General features: G+C 54.5%; 16 protein-coding genes. 3 read left to right on the forward strand and 13 right to left on the reverse strand.

All coding sequences use genetic code 11. From position 1 onward, the window contains the following. Window positions 1-5 precede the first annotated feature (5 nt). From M6D81_RS04025 to M6D81_RS04040, 4 genes are all read right to left on the reverse strand, one after another. Complete coding sequence (locus tag M6D81_RS04025) at window positions 6-851, reverse strand: carbohydrate ABC transporter permease (RefSeq protein WP_262675527.1); 846 nt, start codon at window positions 849-851, stop codon at window positions 6-8. A 27-nt stretch (window positions 852-878) separates the two neighbouring features. Then, window positions 879-1,874, reverse strand: coding sequence for a carbohydrate ABC transporter permease (locus M6D81_RS04030; protein WP_262675528.1), 996 nt, complete (start codon window positions 1,872-1,874; stop codon window positions 879-881). Window positions 1,875-1,915: 41 nt separating this feature from the next. Beyond that, window positions 1,916-3,319: an extracellular solute-binding protein gene (locus M6D81_RS04035; RefSeq protein ID WP_262675529.1), complete on the reverse strand. Its 1,404-nt coding sequence runs from the start codon at window positions 3,317-3,319 to the stop codon at window positions 1,916-1,918. Between the two features lie 124 nt (window positions 3,320-3,443). Further along, entirely contained in the window at window positions 3,444-4,412 is a 969-nt protein-coding gene (locus M6D81_RS04040) for a nucleoside hydrolase (RefSeq protein WP_262675530.1), read from the reverse strand. A 206-nt stretch (window positions 4,413-4,618) separates the two neighbouring features. Here M6D81_RS04040 and M6D81_RS04045 point away from each other — a divergent pair, with 206 nt between their 5' ends. After that, a complete protein-coding gene (locus tag M6D81_RS04045; protein WP_262675531.1) occupies window positions 4,619-5,404 on the forward strand; it encodes a helix-turn-helix domain-containing protein in 786 nt (261 codons plus the stop codon). Here M6D81_RS04045 and M6D81_RS04050 read toward each other — a convergent pair. The 5 genes from M6D81_RS04050 to M6D81_RS04070 form a co-directional block, all read right to left on the reverse strand. Further along, the gene (locus M6D81_RS04050) at window positions 5,366-7,819 is read right to left on the reverse strand and encodes an ABC transporter permease (protein WP_262675532.1); all 2,454 of its coding nucleotides are present in this window, start codon (window positions 7,817-7,819) and stop codon (window positions 5,366-5,368) included. The genes M6D81_RS04045 and M6D81_RS04050 overlap by 39 nt on opposite strands. A gap of 1 nt (window position 7,820) precedes the next feature. After that, window positions 7,821-8,492 carry an ABC transporter ATP-binding protein gene (locus M6D81_RS04055; RefSeq protein ID WP_262675534.1) on the reverse strand — a complete coding sequence of 224 codons (672 nt, stop codon included), beginning with the start codon at window positions 8,490-8,492 and terminating at the stop codon, window positions 7,821-7,823. Between the two features lie 87 nt (window positions 8,493-8,579). Then, window positions 8,580-9,632 carry a sensor histidine kinase gene (locus M6D81_RS04060; protein ID WP_262675535.1) on the reverse strand — a complete coding sequence of 351 codons (1,053 nt, stop codon included), beginning with the start codon at window positions 9,630-9,632 and terminating at the stop codon, window positions 8,580-8,582. Then, window positions 9,633-10,313, reverse strand: coding sequence for a response regulator transcription factor (locus M6D81_RS04065; protein WP_262675536.1), 681 nt, complete (start codon window positions 10,311-10,313; stop codon window positions 9,633-9,635). A gap of 88 nt (window positions 10,314-10,401) precedes the next feature. Further along, on the reverse strand, window positions 10,402-12,381 hold the full coding sequence (locus M6D81_RS04070; protein ID WP_262675537.1) for an alpha-amylase family protein: 1,980 nt from the start codon (window positions 12,379-12,381) through the stop codon (window positions 10,402-10,404). A 242-nt stretch (window positions 12,382-12,623) separates the two neighbouring features. Between M6D81_RS04070 and M6D81_RS04075 the strand changes: the two genes are divergently transcribed. Then, on the forward strand, window positions 12,624-13,496 hold the full coding sequence (locus M6D81_RS04075) for an AraC family transcriptional regulator (RefSeq protein ID WP_262675538.1): 873 nt from the start codon (window positions 12,624-12,626) through the stop codon (window positions 13,494-13,496). A 173-nt stretch (window positions 13,497-13,669) separates the two neighbouring features. Here the strand turns inward: M6D81_RS04075 and M6D81_RS04080 are convergent, their stop codons facing one another. From M6D81_RS04080 to M6D81_RS04090, 3 genes are all read right to left on the reverse strand, one after another. Next, on the reverse strand, window positions 13,670-14,479 hold the full coding sequence (locus M6D81_RS04080; protein ID WP_262675539.1) for an imm11 family protein: 810 nt from the start codon (window positions 14,477-14,479) through the stop codon (window positions 13,670-13,672). Between the two features lie 212 nt (window positions 14,480-14,691). After that, window positions 14,692-15,315 (reverse strand): hypothetical protein, encoded by a 624-nt coding sequence (locus tag M6D81_RS04085; protein ID WP_262675540.1) that lies wholly within the window; start codon window positions 15,313-15,315, stop codon window positions 14,692-14,694. Beyond that, window positions 15,312-15,806, reverse strand: a complete 495-nt coding sequence (locus M6D81_RS04090; protein WP_262675541.1) for a hypothetical protein — start codon at window positions 15,804-15,806, stop codon at window positions 15,312-15,314. Before M6D81_RS04090 ends, M6D81_RS04085 begins: the two co-directional genes overlap by 4 nt. 150 nt (window positions 15,807-15,956) lie before the next feature. On the opposite strand from M6D81_RS04090, the gene M6D81_RS04095 reads away from it, so the two are divergent. Next, on the forward strand, window positions 15,957-17,111 hold the full coding sequence (locus M6D81_RS04095; protein ID WP_262675542.1) for an ATP-binding protein: 1,155 nt from the start codon (window positions 15,957-15,959) through the stop codon (window positions 17,109-17,111). A gap of 998 nt (window positions 17,112-18,109) precedes the next feature. On the opposite strand, the gene M6D81_RS04100 is transcribed toward M6D81_RS04095, so the two are convergent. Next, on the reverse strand, window positions 18,110-19,156 hold the full coding sequence (locus M6D81_RS04100) for an HNH endonuclease (RefSeq protein WP_262675543.1): 1,047 nt from the start codon (window positions 19,154-19,156) through the stop codon (window positions 18,110-18,112). Window positions 19,157-19,293 lie beyond the last annotated feature (137 nt).

The following is a 19,293-nucleotide window of genomic DNA, read 5'->3' on the forward strand; positions in this document are numbered from 1 at the left end:
GTTTGCTACCCTTTCAGCCCGCCCATCGCGAAGCCGGATATGAGCTTCTCCTGCAGGAACAGGTATGCGATCAGAATCGGCAGCACCGCGATCCACATCGCTGCGAACAATACCGTGTAGTTGGCGCTGTACTTCTGCACCTCCACCAGATTGGCAAGTCCTACCGCAATCGTATATTGGCTGGCATCCTGCAGCAGAATGAACGGCTGGAAGTAATCGTTCCATATGCCGATGACCGCGAAGATGCACACCGCCACGATGCCCCCTCTGACGAGCGGCAGCATAATGAACAGGAAGACGCGGAAGTGTCCCGCTCCGTCCATGAACGCCGCTTCGGCGTATTCCCAGCTGATTCCCTTGAAGAAGGAATACAGAATGATCATGTTGAAGCCGATGCCGCCCGCATAACCGAGCATGACGCCCAGCGGATTGAACAGGCCGAGCTGCTGCATAAGCAGATACCACGGGCCGAACGTCCCCACCGTAGGGATAAGGAAGCCTACGATGGCCAGCGCATACACGATATTCGAGCCCTTGAATTTATACTTCGCCACCACATATGCCGGCATGGCCGCGCACATGACGGATGTGAACGTGCCGATCGCCGTCATCCATACGCTATTGAAGAAGTACTTGCCGATATTCGCCGACGACCACGCCGCCGCGTAATTATCCCAGCGCCATTCCTTCGGCAGCGACCATATGTCCATGAAGAACTCCTGATTGCTCTTGAGCGAGTTGATCAGCATCCATATGAACGGGTAGATCAAGCTGACCGCGTAAGCCATGAACAGCAGCTGAATGACCGTGCGAAGAGCGAGCTGTCCCAACGATTTGCGTTCCGAATTCATATCTCCATTCCCCTTCCTGTCCACTCTCTAGAACTCCGACGTCTCATACCGTTCCGTCAGCCACTTGATGCTCCATACGACGACAAAGCCGAGCAATGCGAAGATCATGCCGTACGCCGCCGCCAGTCCGTAGGAATTCTTCTCCACGACAAGCCGGTACATCTCCAGCGCCACAGTCGTGGAAGAACTGAACGGTCCGCCGTTCGTCAGCAGGAGCGGCTGCAGGAAGATGGTGAAGGCGCCGCTCGTCCCCAGAATTATCAGGGTCGATATCGCCGGCCAGGCGGATGGAATAACGATGCTGAACAGCTCCTTCCAGAAGCCGATGCCGTCCAGCTTGCCGACCTCGAAGAAGTCCGTCGGGATGCGCTGCAGCGAGCCGGTAATGATGACATTGTTCCAGCCGATCGTCACCCATACATAGAACACGAATACGGAGAGAAGCGCCGTCTTCGTATCGCCCAGCCACGCCCGCTGCCACTCCTCCAGGCCCAGCAGGCCAAGCAGTCCGTTGAGAATTCCTTGCGTCGGATTGAGCGAGAAGGAGAACACCATCGTAATGACCACAATGGAGATGATGGAGGGAAAGAAGTACACGATTCGGTAGAATCGGGCAAAAGGCAGCTTCCGGTGCAAAATGAGCGCCACGACAAGGGAAATCGCCAGCGTCATGAGATTGACGGGAATGAACAGCAGGCTGTTCTTGATCGCGGAAATCCACACGACATCGTTCGCCATTCCTTTGAACGCGGACACGTAGTTGTCGAAGCCGACCCACGTCCGCTTGCCCGTAAGCGGATTCCAAAATTGAAAGGAATATAGCAGTGTCTGGATCTGCAAGTAAAGCCCGAACACGCCATAATGCAGCAGCGGCCATGCCAGCATAACCGCAATAAATATTCCTCGTTTCGTAATAGGGAGTTTCATAAGCATTCTGTATCCTTTCTTGTGATGCTGATGCCAATGCCGGTACCGGATAAGAGATGTAGCCGGGAATGAGCAGAGAAGGCCTGACGCCTGCATGCTCCAGACCCGGCCTCCTCCCTTTACCGCCGATTATCCCGCTACTGCGTGTTCAGAAGCTTCTGCTTCTCCTTCCACTTGTCGGGAGACAGCTTCATATTCACTTCCACAACCTCGTCTACCGTCTTGCTGCCGGAAGCGATTGCCGAATAGGCGTCGATGCCCGGGCTTTCTTCCAGCGCTTGCGGCTTATATACGAGAGCAATCGTCTTGTACGTATTCGTCGCTTCCAGCACGCTCTTCGTGAAATCGCTGATCGGCAAGCCGTCGACGGAATAGGTGAATGCACGGGATGATCCCGTCAGTTCCGTGAACTTGCGGTTGGCTTCCTCCGTAGAGGTGAACAGCAGGAATTTCTTCGCCCACTCCTGATTTTTGGAAGCGCTCGGAATGCCGCCGAAGCCGGATGTCAGCGATTCGATGACAGGTTCCTTCACGACAGCATCCGCTGCTGGAGGAATCGGCATCATGCGCATGCTGAAGCCTTCCGGCAGAGCGTCCTTCATTTCATTCTCCAGCCATTCGCCGTTCAGAATCATGGCCGCCTTGCCGCGCAGGAACTCCATCTGCGATTCCGTATGATTCAGCGCCAGCGTCCCCTTCAGCATCCAGTCCTCCTGGATCATCCCCTCCAGCAAGCCGTACGCCCGCTTGAAGCCGGCATGCTCATACAGCGACGGAATATCCTCTTCGGACGGATTCGTCAGCTTCTCGATGAATTCCGGACCGCCGTATTGCAGATACGCCGCATGGCCGAACGGGAACAGATACATCGGGTATTGGCCGGGATAGGTGAACGGAGCGATTCCCTTCGCCTTGATCTGCTCCACCAGCCCCTCCATCTCTTCCCATGTCTCGGGATACGTCCAGCCGTTCTCCTCGAACAGCTTCACATTGTAGATGATGCCCTGCGTCAGCTTCGTCCACGGCACGCCGTAACGCTTGCCGAATACATCCATCGCATTGTCGGTGGAATCCGTAATCGTCCCGGCAATCGTCTTGCCGTCCGCGAGCGGCTCCTGGTACAGATCGGTAATGTCCGTGAGCAGGCCGGCAGGTCCCCACTTGCGCATCAGTGAATCGTCAACGAATACAATATCCGGCACATTCGTTCCCGACTCCATCCGCGGCTGGATAATTTCATTCATCTTCGGATTGCCCTCCAGCTCGATCGTCACATGCTCATATTGCTGCTCGAACTGTTCCTTCAGCCATACGAACCAGGAGTCGCCATAGCCGCCCTGGAAGAAAGAGACCTTGAGCGTCACCGGCTCCTCCTTCTGGGCCGACTCGCCGCTATTGCCTCCGGCGTTGTCCGTTGCTCCCGCATTGCCGCCTTTTTCATTGTTGCTGTTGTTGCCGTTGCCCGCATTGCCGGAGCAGCCCGCCAATACGGCGAACACCATGATGACAGCCAGCGTCACTTTGAACAATTGAAGCTTCATATCGATATCCTCCCTTTCGTTAAGAACCCCTTTATCTGTACATGCCATACTGCCCTCTTGCGCTCGGAAGCGGTTCAAGCCGCCGCAAGGTTGAAGCTATTCCTGTCGGGCCAGGTGCCTCAATCTAAGCTTCACCTCCTTCAAAAATGCGCGGCGCAGCCGCTGAAACCGCTTGCACACCTGCTCCGGCAAATGTCTCCTCCAGCACTCTCTCGCGGAACATCGTCATCAACCTCTTATGGTCGACCTCTACACATACGTGTACATTCGGCACACCCTCCTGCACTTCGCCGAAATGCGGCTTCAGGCTGAACGTCATCCCCCTCGTATGCTCGCCCTTCGTCTCCACCTGCACCCGCTTCCACTCCGTCCGGACAAAGCTGCGGTCAATGAGAATGGCAAGCGGTATCGCATCGAACATAATGATCGGCCTGTTGACACCGACAGCCTTCCAGCGATCCACCAGCGCGGCCAAAAAGCGCGACTGCTCCGTATTCGCACCTTTCAATGTAGCAATTACCTCATCTGTGTCGCATGCCAACTCCAAACATACCTCCAGACCCGCCGCAGTAATGGGGATACCGGACCGGAACAGCACGTCCGCCGCTTCCGGGTCGCTTACAATATTGCATTCTTTGTAATGCGCTTCATATTCGCCGCCCATAATGATAATTTCTTTTACATTTCTAGCAAATTCAGGAGATCTTGTTATGGCCATCGCTACATTCGTCATGGCGCCGATCGCCATCACGCTGATCCGCCCCGGCGCGGCATTGACCAGCCTGATCATCAGATCGGCTCCGTCCTCCTCCGCTTCCGTTCCGTAATGCGCCAGCTCATCCCCGTATTGGTTAGGCGGCTCCTCATACCGCCATTGCCCGGACAGAGGCAGTGCAGCTCCCGCCGCTACGGGAATATGGCCCATTCCGTTCAGCGCGAGCAGTGCGCGCGCAATACTCGCCCGCTTCTTCGGCTGCTGTCCGACCGTCGTCACTCCGGCCAGCCGTATCTCGGGAGAGCGTACGGCCATAGCCAGGGTAAGCAGGTCGTCAATGTCCCCGCCGATATCCGTATCCACAATCACTTCTGTCATAACCTGCTTCAGCATCCTTTCAGGGACCTAACAACACAATAAATAATAATTATAAATTATTGCAGGACCAAATAATGATAGTTTCATGAGTTATTATTGAAATAACTCATGAATCCATCATATAGTTAATGAAAAGGCTTATCTATAACAGACTGGCTATTTTCTATCACGCAATGGACATGAGATGGAAGGAATGGTGAGGTGCGATGAACTTTAATCTGAACTTTCTGCAGTTTTATCACCTGTCCCAGGCCGCTTCTCCCGGCATGCACAAGCATGGCTGCTTCGAGCTTGTCTATTACAGAAAGGGCTCCGGCTATACGCATATCGGAGATACCCGGTACGAATACGCTCCCCGCACATTCGCCATCATTCGCCCTCATACACCGCATGACGAGAAGCGTTATGCGGATACGGAGGTGTTCTTCATCGGATTCGAATACGACGATATTCCCGTCAGCTTGCCCAGCGGCATCTTCCAGGACGATAGAGAGGAGAAGGTGTGGCAGCTGCTACAGGCGATGAAGAAGGAATTCATGGAGAAGCGCAGCTTCCATTCGCTGCAGTTGAATCTGATCGGGGGACAGCTGCTGCTGGAGGTATGCCGCCTGCCGCAGATCAGCATGGACGACTTGGAGAAGGAGGATCGCATGATCTACGCCCTCAATTATATGAAGGAGAATTACATGCACAGCATTGACTTGCACAATCTGGCGCATCTGTCCGGCTACAGCTTCGACCGCTTCCGGCACGCCTTCAAGGAAAGAACGGGGCTCTCGCCCCGCAACTATATGATTATGAAGCGGCTGGAGCGCTCGCTTGAGCTGCTGTCCACCACAAGGATGAAGATTTCCGCCATTGCCGTGGAATGCGGCTTCTCGACGCCCTCGCAATTCAGCGCCATGTTCCATCAGATGACCGGCATGACGCCGAAGGCATACCGTCGAGACCCGTCAGCTCTGCCTGCCAAGCCGATCTTTGCCGAGGATTAGCGACAGCGGTGTCTCGCTCGACATCCTCCGGACCAGCACAATGCCCAGCAGGACAGCAACCAGCAGCATAGCAGGCAGTACAAGCAATGACAGCGGCGTGAATTGAAAGGCGATATGCGAGTTATCCCGTCCGATGTAATTGACTAGCCAATATCCGAGGCCCGCCCCTGCTCCTGTGCCTGCTGCCGCCCCGATCAGGATGCTGAGACAAGCCTGAGCGATAATAAGCTTGCCGATCATGGATGGCGTCATGCCGATGCACTGCAGCAGCCCGAACTCTCTCCGCCGGACTTGAACCGAAGTCATTAAATAATTAATATACGACACCAGCACAATGAAGGTGACAAGCGCGCCGAAGGCATAGCCCAGGAACATGATGCTGCCAAGCTCTTGCAAGACCGACTGGCGCACATCCCCCTTCGTCTTCATGACGAGATTGTACCTGTCGGCCCATTCCCGCATTCGCAGCTCCCAGCTCTCCTCTTGCGACTTCACGATAATATCCGCCCGGTGATAATCCGCTATGCCGAACAGGCTCGAGAATACTTCGTTAGGCATCACTATGCTGATCGCGGAGCGGTAGCTGTTCGAGACGGGCAGCTCATCCAGTATGCCGCCAATCGTGACGGTACGGCTGATCGTCTCATCGCCTCGCTGGAGCTCGATCAACACTTCATCGCCCACTGAGAGCGGGTCGCCCGGCAGTGTCCGGTACAGCAGCACTTCGTCTCCGGCATCCAGTCTCCCGGCATGGAACTCTCCTTCTATGACATGCCCGCGCACTTCTTCCGCCGCTTCCTCATCGTAGCCGTAGGCATGCAGATTGGTCTTGTATTGGTCCTTCAAGTAGAGGTGTGCATAAGGCGCGAACTTGAACGCTGTAACCTCCAGCTCCGGGGACGCCTTCAGCGCTGCTACGACATCGGCCGGCATGCCGTTAATCTGCCCGTTGTCCCGATCCTCGTCGCGAATGATAACCACCCCTGCCGTCTCCGGGTTGTTCTTGTAATTGTATGACAACGTCATGTCGCTGGGCATCATCTGCTCTACCAGCTTCTCATGATTCAGCGAATTGAAGAACAGGACAAGGAACACGAAGATCGTGCATGCGAGCGCCAATACCAACGTTTGAAAGAGGAATCTGATCCGGTTGCTGCTTATATCCGCCGCCAGATACAAGTAAAGCGGGGACTTCTTCAATCGCCTTCTCGCTTGCTTCCGTATCTTGCCTTGTCCCTGATTCGACTTCAGAGCCTCCACCACGCTAACCCCTCTAATGGAGAAATAAGCCAGGTATATCGAGACAAGAACGCTTCCGCTCACGAGCGCAGAGATGATAAGCAGCGCTTGCGGAGACACGGCGAACAGCAATTCGCCGCTTAGCGTAATGTTGCGGATGATGAGATAGCCTCCGGCAAGACCGATAATCACACCTGCCGGAAGTCCCCATAACAAGTAATAGATCGCTTCATGAAGCAGCATCCTTCTCAATTGTCTCTTCGTCGTGCCGATCGCCTGCAGCAGGCCGAGATCCCGAACCCTGTCCTTCAGCGACAGCGTGAAGATGCCTATAATTATGCTCATGCTGAAGACGACGATGACGAGGAAAACAACGGCATAGGGCAGGAAGTCGTCTACATTGGAACGGGTAATGGCCGCAGCGGAGTATTCAATCCGCTCAGACGGAATCGACAAGCTGGCCGCCAGACTATTCGCCGCCGCCTGGAGATCATGCTTGCGATACAGATTCATATATACCGTACGATGCTCCTGCAGGTACGAGGCTGCTTGCCCATCGGTCTGCGGGGACTTCACAATCGCTTCGAGCCTCTTGTCCTGCTCTTGCAGCGTGCGGAAGTGGAGAATGCCGCTTAAGGTGAAGGAAGCTTCGCGTACAGAGTCCGTGCTTCCGTCATCATAACGCAATCGTATTGTGTCGCCGATGGCAGCCGCCGCTCCCAATTGCTCCAGCGCGTAAGCCGACAGCGCAATCTCGCCATGGCGCCGGGGCAGCTCTCCCTCCAGCCTGGAGACGGATGCGAACGACTTGTAGTCGCCTTCTACACTGATCAGCGGAATGGTCCTCCGGATTACGGACGGCTCCGCCTCTTGCTTTAATCCGTTCGGCATATGCTCCGATTCCATGAATACTTCGCCAAGCTTCGTCCTGGTCACGGTGCCAGTAATGAATGGCAGCCGCTCCAGCTTCGCCAGTTCATCGTCGCGAAGCCCCGCAATCGAAAGATCATAGCGCCCATCCGCCATAACAATCGCCTCGCGATGCGTCTTCGTGACGGAAGCATACAACGTATACACGATGATCATCAGAATGGCTGACAGCATGATAGTCGCAATCGTGAAGCGGCTGCGGGATCGGTGGGCCAAGACGTAACGGTAGCTCAATCGCCTCAGCATGCTACTCCCCCTCCACCTTGCCGTCCGCAAGCTTGATGATCCGGTCCGCCTTCTGCGCAAGACTCTCGCTATGCGTGACCATCAGCACGGTCTGATTATATTTCTTCGCGGTCTGTCGGAGCAGATGGAACACCTGGCTGCTCGTCTTGGAGTCCAGATTGCCCGTCGGCTCATCCGCCAGCACGATCGAAGGGCGGGTCGCCAGCGCTCGCGCAAGCGCCACACGCTGCCGCTGCCCCCCGGACAGGGCAGCCGGCATATGATGCTGGCGATCCCCGATCTTCAGCTCCGTCAGCAGCTCCTGCACATGCGCATCGTCTATCTTCCGGTGATCGATAAGCAGCGGATAGACGATATTCTCGTATACATTCAGCACAGGGATGAGATTGAATTCCTGGAAGACGAAGCCGATATGCCTTCTGCGGAAGATAGCCAGCTTCTCCTTCTTCAATCTGTTGATCGCCTCGCCCTGGATACAGACGTCGCCGAAGGTGGGATCATCCAGCCCTCCCAGCAGATGAAGCAAGGTGCTCTTGCCGCAGCCCGACTCCCCTACCATCGCGATGAACTCTCCTTCCTCAACCCGCAAGTTGATGCCGTCCACCGCCCTCACTTCATTCCCGTCCCCGGACAAGTACATTTTATGCAAGTCCTTCGTCTCCACTATCGCCATAACGACCGCTCCCCTTCACCCTTGTTGACGACAGTGTAGCATCCCAACATAACAAAAACCTAACAGTTTCCTATCGAAACCGTTAGGTTAATGAAAAAAGATAAGCTTGACCGTCGTTCCCTTGCCCGGCTCGGAGATGATGTCCATCGTGCCTCCCTGCTTCTCCATAATTTCATAGGACAAGTAGAGGCCAAGTCCGGCGCCCTGCACATGACGAACAGAAGGACTGCGGTAAAATCGCTTGATGACGCGGGGCAGCTCTTCCTTGGGGATGCCTGCGCCCTCATCCCGAATATAGATCGTGTAGCTGATGGGAGACTGCTCTGTCCAGATGACGATGCCGCTTGCCTTGTCCCCGTACTTCATGGCGTTGTCGAGAATATTGACGACGGCTTCCTTCGTCCACTTGCGGTCATGCTCCACGGCAGACTTCACGATGCCGCCCGAGACGATCTCCATGCCCCGCTCCTGTGCCGGCAAGTATACCGCATTGATCGCATCCATGATCGTCTCATCCATCGGAAGTCGATCCTTGGCAATCCGAATCAGCCCCGTCTCCAGCTGCGAGATATTCTTCAGACCCGACGCGAGCCATTCCAGACGCTCTGTCTCGCCTTCAATGAGCGCCTTCACCATCCGGATCTCCTCGTCGCCGCCATCCAGCTGCTCCGCGAATAGCTTGATGGATGTAATAGGCGTGGCGAGCTGATGCGAGATGTCCGATACGAGCGCATTCAGCTTCTCCTTCTCCTCATGCAGCGAATCGTACAGCCTCTGATGGCCGTTAATCAGCCCGATGAGCTCGATCTGAAGTTGATGAAGATGCCCCTCTTGCATTACGCTGATCGCTTGTACAGACTCCCCGCCCTTCCAGCCGCGCTTGATAATGGCCAGATTCCGCTTCACGGCTTCGTTGTGCTGCCGAATGACGAACCATACCGCTCCTGCCGCCAGCAGTATAATAAAGCCGATGACGAGCAATACGGCTGTGCGGAAGCTGACTAACGCCTCCGGGCGGAACGGCTCGTACAGAAGGCGGCTCAGCACATGCTCCGAGTATAGGAACAAGGCGACCGCTGCCAGCAGCATCGCAGCTCCGATGACGAGCAGCATTTCTCTAACGCGCTTATCCCGCCACATCTACTTGCCTTCCCATATGTAGCCGATGCCGCGCACGGTTTTCAAGTAGCGGGGATCGCCGCCTGCTTCCACCTTGTTCCGAAGGCGGTTGATATTGACGGTCAGCGCGCTCTCGTCCACGAAGTTGCCATCCGCATCCCAGATGCTCTCCAGCAACGCCTCCCTTGTGACGACTCTGTTCTTGTTCGCCATCAGCTTCTTCAGCAGCTTGAACTCCGTCCGGGTAAGCGCGATATCCTTCCCCTCCCTGGACAGCTTATAGGTCTCAAGATCGAGCGTGAAGGGCTCCGCTACCAGCAATTGCGGTCTGGACGGCTGTCCCGACAGCCGCAGCGCAGCCTTCACGCGCAGCAGCAATTCGAATGGCTTGAACGGCTTCGTGATGTAGTCGGCGGCTCCCAGCTCGAAGCCCTTGATCAGATCCAGATCGTCGTCTCTAGCGGTGAGAAATATGACGGGAATGCCAGGCTGACTCCTCTTCATCATCTCCATAAGCTGATACCCTTCCCCGTCCGGCAGCTGCACATCCAGCACAACCGCGTCGAAGCTGCCGCCGCGAAGCGTCTCTGCCGCGCTCTTCAGCGTATCTGCAAAGACAGCCTCGTAGCCTTCCTTCCGGAACAGCAGCCTCAGTCCCAGCTCCAATGAATAGTCATCCTCCACGATGAGCACTTTACTCATTCTCCGCCGCACACTCCCCTATCCGCTTCATTTCCCACTATGATAGCAAATAAGGGCCGTTTCATCCAGCCAGCTTTCCCTCCTGCCTCTACGTCTCCAGCACGATCATCTGATGGCATTCCAGCTTCGGCAGCGTGTAGCTGACACGCCCTTCCGCATGCTGCACATAGGGCAGCTCCGTCATCTCCGGCGCCAAGTAGATGCGCTTCGTCTCCGCAGGAAGCTTGACCTCCACCTCAATGTTGCAGAGCGGCACGATATCTTCGATCACCTCGACGCCATCGCCGCGCTTGACGGGAACGGCATAGAGCAAGTGGTTCACATAGCGCCGCTCCTCCGGCTGCTCCATCAAGGTCGCAATGCCTTGCGCCGGCAGCGTGGCGCGAAGGCTCTTCCCTGCGCCAAGCAGCAGGTCCAGCGCATGCGCAACGACTTCCTTCAACGCCAGACTTCCCTTCGTCGCGTAATCTTCGAACACGCTCCATGCGATATAGATGCCGCTCGCACTCTCCACCATGCCCGCTCCGTCGTTCCGCTTCGCGCTTGGCGTATGCTGGTGGGAGCAGAAGGTGATGCCCTCCCTGTTGAAATACGGAAATTCCCGGTATCCAAGCACGTTGCTTCCGGCAGCAGGCTCTACGATATGCCCCTCGGAGTAGAAGACGAACGAAGCCGCCGGCAAGCTCTTCAGCGGGAATGAAGGGCAGAAATATTCCGGCTTATAGGCGCTTGGCCCTGCATAGCGAACCCCGAGGTCGATAGCGAAGGCCATCCCCTCCTCATTCAGGCCCGACGAGCCTGTAGCGAGAATCTTGCCCCCGCCCGCCATGAAGCTGTTCAGCTTGTCCGCCAATGCGTCCGATACCGTAATCCGATCTGGCAAGATGAGTACTTTATAGGCACCGAAGTCGCTGTCCGTATCCACCACATCGAACAAATAATGCCCTTCCAGCAGCATCCTGATTGCCCCCGTATCCGATGCGCCGGCACGGTCTCCTTGCGATTCCGCTCCCTGGGAGACGATCGATTCCACAGACAGCAGGGCAATGTCGGCCACGTTGCGGGCAGCTCTGCACCACGCTTCCTTCATCTCCACTTCGGCGTAGGCTTCTCCGATAATGGCATACGTGGCGGGGTCCATGAGCCCTTCCGGATGAAGCTGGTCACCGATCGAGCAGCGCGCGCCGTTGGCGATGCTGAGTGCCGTCTCGTACCTTAATGCGGCAGGATGCTTATATCCTCCGAACTCTCCCCACGTCGTATGGAATTTGCCCGTCATCCCCAGGAAATCCATGCCAAGCCCTTGTGCATAACGCGCAGATAGCGGGAAGTGGTCGTAACCCCAGCCGCCAGTCGGCAGCGACTCCAGCTCCAGATGGGAGTTCATCTCGGCGAGGTCGCGGCGGCCGCGGCGGATGTGGCCGCCGTTATGGAATACCGGCAGTCCCGGCTTGACAGCGTCGATCGTCTCTCGGACGCGGCGCGTATAATTCGCGTACACCCGCTCCCCGTGCTTCAGTTGGATGTCCGGGTCCAACGGATCGTCGCCCGCGGAACGGATCGTCTCCAGACAGCTGTGGCAGAAGCAGCGTCTGACGCCTACGATATCGAGGAAGATGCCGTCCGCATCGTAGCGCTGCACGACCTCTTCGATCTGGCTCAGCAGAATATCCAGATAAGGCGTGTTCATGCAGAACTGATGGTAGCCCGGCTTCAGAAAGCTGCTTACCCAGTTGGTCCGATCCTGCTCGTCGCGGATGAGCCACTCAGGATGCCTTCTGGCCAGCTTCTCGTCCAGTCCCGCCGACAGGTAGACCGGCGTCTTCACATCAATCTCGTGCGCCGCTTCAATCATCGCTCCCAGCAGATCGAAGTCAAGATGGGGGTGCATCTCATTCGCTTCGGAAGGATGATAAGCCCATCCGTGATGACATTTGGAGAATACGGTGATGGAATCTACATGCCCCCGCTTCAGCATGTCTTGAAATTGCGTCTTGGAGAAATCCTTGCCAATCCCCTCTATCGCTTCGGAAGTATGGAAATCCAGATGAATCTGTCTGAACCGCATATTGAACCGACTCCTTTAACTGGTGTATTGCCCCCAGTGTATAGGAATCGGCATAGCCTTCGACAGTTACAGAACCGACTAACTATAGCACGATTCCGACCACTTCTCCTTAGGACATGACCCCCCGGCATTTACGGACTTGCGGGCGTATTTTTTGTCACAGCTTCCATCAACCCCCTTTGCCCTCCACTTCCGCAATGATATGATGGAGCTAGTGAGACGGTACAAGGGGAGGGCAAATCATGAACATCCTGCAGCTACGCATACCGCCGCTGCCGCAATTCATTACAGGCGGATATGCCATGTGGACGCCAGGTACGCAGCACTTCGAACGCACCTTCAGCGTATACGACCTGCTGCTCGTGTGCTCCGGGACGCTGTATATGACGGAGGAAGGACAGCCCTATGAGATCGGTGCCGGCCAGATGCTTATTCTGGAGAGGGACATGATGCATGTGGGACATAGGCCTTGTACAGAACCGACCGAAGTGTATTGGATTCACTTCAAGCACGAGCCTCCCGCAATCAGCCTTGCCGCAGACAAGATCGACTGGACGCACCGCGTCATGGAAGGCACGGATTTCGACTTGCAGCCGCGCGAGCAATACTTGTACTTGCCGAAGCATGGCTCCTTCGACGTGAACGTCACTCGTCCCTTATTGGATCGGATGCTGAAGCTGCGCAAGTCGCTGACGATGAACCGAGCGATGGATTTGCAGGTACTGCTGGGCCAGCTGCTGTCGCAACTGCAGGCATCCATGCAGCGGAGAGGGCAAGATCGGCGTTCATACAAGGTGGCGGAGATAGTCATGCGTTATTTGGAGGGGCGGCTGACGCACCCTTATCATGCAGAGGACATGCGCCGCGAGCTTCACTTTCATGAAGATTACGCAGCGCGCTGCCTTCGCAGGCATACGGGATTGAGTCCGCTGCAATATTTGCATTGGATCAGGGTGGAGAGAGCCAAGCAGCTGTTGAGCCATAGCCCATTAACGCTGCATGAGATTGCGGCCGACGTCGGGTATGACGACTACAACTACTTCATCCGCGTCTTCCGCAAGTCGACCGGCCAATCCCCGGGAGCGTACCGGGACAGTACGCTGGGGTATGTGTGAGTGGTGCTGGCTAATGAGACGCGCTGGGAATAGGTGAACTATGAATACCCTTTGACAGAACGCTAGGCTATGTCTGAACATTGCTCCCATTTAATGAACGCTGGCGTATGTGTGAACATTGCTTTCCATTTAAGGCACGCTGGCGTATTCGTGAACATTGCTTCCCATTGTTGCTAGGTATGCAATTTCTCGACTTCGTGCCATGCCAGTCCAAGAAGGATTGGCGGGATAACTTCCGACTTTAGCCAGCTGTATTGGCAATTCAATTCTAATCGGGCAATTTGCAGTGTCCCATTCTCGTCCTTCTGCATTCTCCAAGCTTTGCTTGCTACCGCTTTTCCTTGCTCTACCTTCTCTATCGCCTCAGACCAACCGAATTCCGGTCCTTTATTTTGTTCCAGATTGTTCACGTAAGCTTCATAACGCTTCAGCTCTTCTCGTTCCAACTCATCAGTTCGTTCAGAATCCCATACTTCTATGAATTGGAATCCTTTTAATTTTGAATTTAATACAGTCTCTCTAAATTGATCCGAAACAAATACCTCAACAGTTGGAAACTCAGGGGTTTTAAATATGTGTTGTCCTGTTACCTCCTTCTCCAATAAGCAATACTTATGAAATCCACGCAGTTTCCCCCAAGGAGACAGTTCAGGAATAGAACGGGAGTAATCCACAGCATTAATTAAGTTAATCACATTAACTAGTGTAAGATTAGTATCATAATTAACTATATCTAGATCTACTAATTGGACATGGTCATTGATTAATTCATACAGCACTTCCAGGCTTCTTTCACTAAAAATAGGAATCCCACCGGATAAATATGCAAAATCTTTTGATCTACCCTTTTTTAAAACCTTGAAGGAAGGGAGGCTCCAATCATGTATTAATTCCCCCTTAAATTCATCTAAATGGAAACTACTATTGCTGATAGATTCAATAACCATACTGCTTTCTTCACAACATAACAACCAAACTTTCATTCCCATTCTCACGTCCTTATTTTGCTAGTCATCCACGTTTAAAAAATAGGATACCTTTCCGCAATTGGGGAGTGCTGTTTGAATTGTATCTCTAACTTTTTCTTAAGGCCTCACTATCCCCTCTTATCAGGAAGGCCTCACGTATCTCGTTTCCTTTTGCATTCAGGAATTTCTCGCTCGCTCTTGCCGCATTGCACATCACATGAGCAGCTTCATGAAGTTGGCTCTACTTGCCGAACCACTCGCTTGTCGTCATTCAGCTCGTAGAGCAAGCCTCCTTGATCATCATAGGCTTTGATCTGCACATTCACATGTCGGGAGGGCTCTTCTATATCCTTATGGAATGCACGCACAGCCACGAATACGCCATCCTTCAGCACAGTCTTCTCTTCACGTCCATCTTGCCATGTCAACTGAACCGATGAGATGGATGGATCGTTCGCTTGCCCGATGTAAGCATGATGCATGTACTTGCCAATTATTGTCCTGTGCCACTTGAAATTGAACAATGTAGCATTATCCAATGACTCCCCGAACACGCCGCTCCTATTCTCCCATAGCACGCCAAACGGACGAGACACGAAAAAATGATGCATCAATGCATGCTCACGATCCACAAGCCATACAAAAGAAACGCCGTGACCGGAGCTGATTCGCTCTTCCAGCCGCACATCCGGCTGCTCCGCAGCTGCCAGCGTCTGACTGACGACCTTCTCCAAACTCCAAGCATTGTTCCCATAATAGCTCCAAATCAATACGCAAGAAAGGAGGACTATGACGATCCATCGCGCTACATGGCCTGACATCTTGCTTTTTCTACGCTGTGACGTAATCATGACGCCCCCTCCTTCTCGAACGGTACCTGAAAGCTGAAGGACTCTCCATAAGCTTCATGGTGGACGGTGACGCTCTTTACATCCTGCGGCAGCTCTTGAAAGGTGTAAGTGGCTTTTGCTGAGAATAAGCCCATTTTCGTAAAGCTGCTGGTGGAATTATATGCCCCGCCATCGTCGGTCGTTATGATTATCCTTTGCGGCAGCTTGCTGTATGGCCCGAATTGCTTGCCTGTCGTATACACCGACATCCAATCCTCGTCATCATATATGATGCCATCGACCCGAATCGACATATTGAAATAAGACTGGTATGCCGCATCTGCCGCATAATAGCTGCCTTCCTTCTTCGCTTCCCGAAGATGGCTCTTGGAACTGGAGCTTCCAATGAACGGAGACAGCACTTGCAGCAGAAAAAATGATACCAGGCCAAAGAGGATCAGCCATTCCAGAAAAGCCGCTCCCCGATGCACCCGCTCCCGCATTAAAATCAATGTCTCCCCTCCTCTTTTCGCCAATCCATTTCCTTCCTTTACCATACCACAGTTCCATGAGGAAGCTATTGACAATTTTAAAAGTTGAGATTATTATGAATTTACGTAATTACGTAATAACAAACTTACTGAAGAGGAGGAAAACAAGGTATGACTCGGAATTACGGACAAGAGCTGGATGAAATGGAAGCGCAATTGGCTGAGCTAAGAGAGATTGTCTTATCAGGATTGCGCAGCGGCAAAGCGGCACAAACGTCCGACAGCATAGCATCACTGTACAGTGTGCCTGCAACCGAATTGGAGACGGCGGGGGATAATGCAAATTATGCGAATGAAGCGGCTGAGGATGGTACGATCCATTACTCCGGATGGTATACGGGGGCTCATGAACAATTTCGTTACAAGTGGGAGCCGCAAAGAAGAAATGTCGCCATGCTGCTAGGGGTCGATGGGGATAAGACTTCCAGAGTGCTGGGTGCAATTGCACACAAGCAGCGGCTTGACATATTGCGTGCGCTTATGGGGGAGCCGTTAACGGGAGCAGAGCTTGTCGAGCGTCTGAACATGGGGACGACCGGTCAGCTCTACCATCATACGAAAGCGTTGCTTGGAGCTGGATTGCTCGTACAGGAAGAACGCGGAGGACAATATATGCTGCCAGGCAAGCGGACCCTTCCCGTCCTGCTGCTGCTGGCTGCAGTATCCGAGCTGCTGGATGCAAGCGATTATATAGAGCTGGCTGAGGCGAGAGATCGACATGCGGATTATCTTGGCGAGCCGGGGGATGGATATAGCGCTGTTCATATGGTCCGTTCCATATTGGAAAATGTCATACAGGAGCATGAGGCTGGCTTCTGTACGCAAGTCGCCATTATTCTGCATAGCGATGGACATGTGACCATAGCCGATAACGGGCGGGGGATTACGCTGCAAGCGTTCGCGGATTCGGAGAAGCCTCGCGTTCAGGCCATTCTGACCGAGCTTAGCCGCAACGCCAGTGCATCCGTCCATGCTCCCGGCAGCGTGAAGGGGATTACGCTCCCAGTCGTCAACGCCTTGTCCCGACAGCTAACGGTAGAGGTACGGCGAGAAGGCAAAGTAGTCCGCCAGACTTACGGGCACGGTATCCCTCAGACGGGCCTGCTTACGGTCGGGCTTACGGAAGAGAGGGGTACCAGCCTGACGTTTCAGCCGGACCCTGACATTTTCCTGGGAGGTATTGATCTCGAAGCGCTGTCCGCTGTCGTCGCTGCCATCTCGGATGCTCACCCCGCACTGACGGTGACGCTACTGCAGGACGGATAGTTCAATTCGGGGCGTTGTCGCAACCTCCTTCTCCATCGTGACCATCTGTTCAACATTTGCTCATTCTGGCGTTTGTGCGATTTGTCGTACAAACGCCAGGGGGTTCTTGCTTCTGCGTCTCGTTTGTATGATATTCCATCCAAACCCCGCCCATTTACTCCGCTAACCCAGCAAATTGTACGATTTTTCGTTACTACTTAGATACTAAAGCAAGTAGGGGCTTATCGCTCAATATGGTCACATAGAATCGGAAAAGAAGCGGGAATTGTGCGCTATCGCTCATTTTGCTCACATAGCCCCGCCAAACGTGCCTCGTACCGCCGAAAAGTAGGAGCTATCGCTCAATATGGTCACATAGAATCGGAAAAGAAGCGGGAATTGTGAGCTATCGCTCATTTTGCTCACATAGCCCCGCCAAACGTGCCTCGTACCGCCGAAAAGTAGGAGCTATCGCTCAATATGGTCACATAGAATCGGAAAAGAAGCGGGAATTGTGCGCTATCGCTCATTTTGCTCACATAGCCCCGCCAAGTGTGCCTCGTACCGCCGAAAAGTAGGAGCTATCGCTCAATATGGTCACATAGAATCGGAAAAGAAGCGGGAATTGTGCGCTATCGCTCATTTTGCTCACATAGCCCCGCCAAGCGTGCCTCGTACCGCCGAAAAGTAGGAGCTATCGCTCAATATGGTCACATAGAATCGGAAAAGAAGCGGGAATTGTGCGCTATCGCTCATTTTGCTCACATAGCCCCGCCAAGTGTACCTTGTGCCGACTGGACCTAAGTAGTAACGATTTTTCTTACAACTTTCCCATGCTGCTGCGTATTGATCATAAGAACATTGTTTCTATGCATACTTCCAGAAGCTCACAGTACCCAGACCTGAGTAAATGTGATGGCGAGAAACTGAAAAAGCTCCCCTGCATCCATTAGAATGCTAGTGGGAGCTGTCTGTGGGCTACTGGGATAAGGATCATACGGAATTACTCTAGAGCCACTCTACTTGGAGGGAAGCATATTCAGAAATTCGTCCATGTCCTTACTTGCTTTCATCTGATTACATTCATTGCAGGCGCATACGCAGTTCATCGGCGTCGTATGTCCACCCTTAGCGCGTGGAAGCACATGATCGATCGTATCGCCGTATTCGCCGCAGAAGCGGCAGGTATAATTGTCGCGCGTCAGAATAAGGTGGCGGAACTCCTTGTTGCTGTATAGCCTCCTAATCGTTCGCGGATTGACAATGACCGCGGCGCCTTCCCGCACCAGGACGCGAGCCAACTCCGGCTCAATCTCCTGATACCAGCGCCGCCCCTTGTCCGTCTTGCCGCGCATGCGAATAAATCCCTTATGCGTCGGGCGCAACAGCGATTCATCCCGTGGATCGCCCATATGAGGACGCATGGGCGCTGCCGGTGCTGCGGCGGCTTCCTGCCGATTCAGCTTGGCACCGCCTCTGCGACGCTTGCGGCGTGGCTTGCTGCGCAGCTTTGCGCCGCTTTCCACCGCCGCACGCTGCGCTCGCTCCGCAACCGCTACCGCGCCGCTTTCCACCGCCGCACGCTGCGCTCGCTCCGCACCCGCTGCCGCGCCGCCTCCGGCCGCAGCCTGCTGCGCTCGCTCCGCACCCGCTACCGCGCCGCCTCCGGCCGCCGACTGCTGCGCTCGCTCCGCACCCGCTGCCGCGCCGCCTCCGGCCGCAGCCTGCTGCGCTCGCTCCGCACCCGCTACCGCGCCGCCTCCGGCCGCAGCCTGCTGCGCTCGCTCCGCACCCGCTACCGCGCCGCCTCCGGCCGCAGCCTGCTGCGCTCGCTCCGCACCCGCTCTTGCGCTTGCACGAGTGCCGCTGCGCGCACTCAAGCTCCGCTCCGGCACGTGCCGCTCCAGTCGCCTGCACGAGCGACACGTGCCCCGCCGCCCGTATCGGCCGGATCTCCTGCCCGTTCTCCGCAGGAAATCCCCAAGCGGCTTCATCGCGCCGCATGTTGCGCATCGTTTGCTCTCCGTATGCTGTTGTATCGTTATTGGATTCATTTCGATAGTCATAGTGTTTCCAGTATAACACACTCTCCCGATTGAACAGAATGGAATCCCCGCATTTGCGCCTATTGTTCCTATAACGCTTGACCTTAGGTCAGACCTAAGGTGTATCGTAATGATAGTTCCTGTATAAGCCTATCTCA

The sequence above is a fragment of the Paenibacillus sp. J5C2022 genome (genome assembly GCF_025567625.1).
Taxonomy (GTDB): Bacteria; Bacillota; Bacilli; order Paenibacillales; family Paenibacillaceae; genus Pristimantibacillus.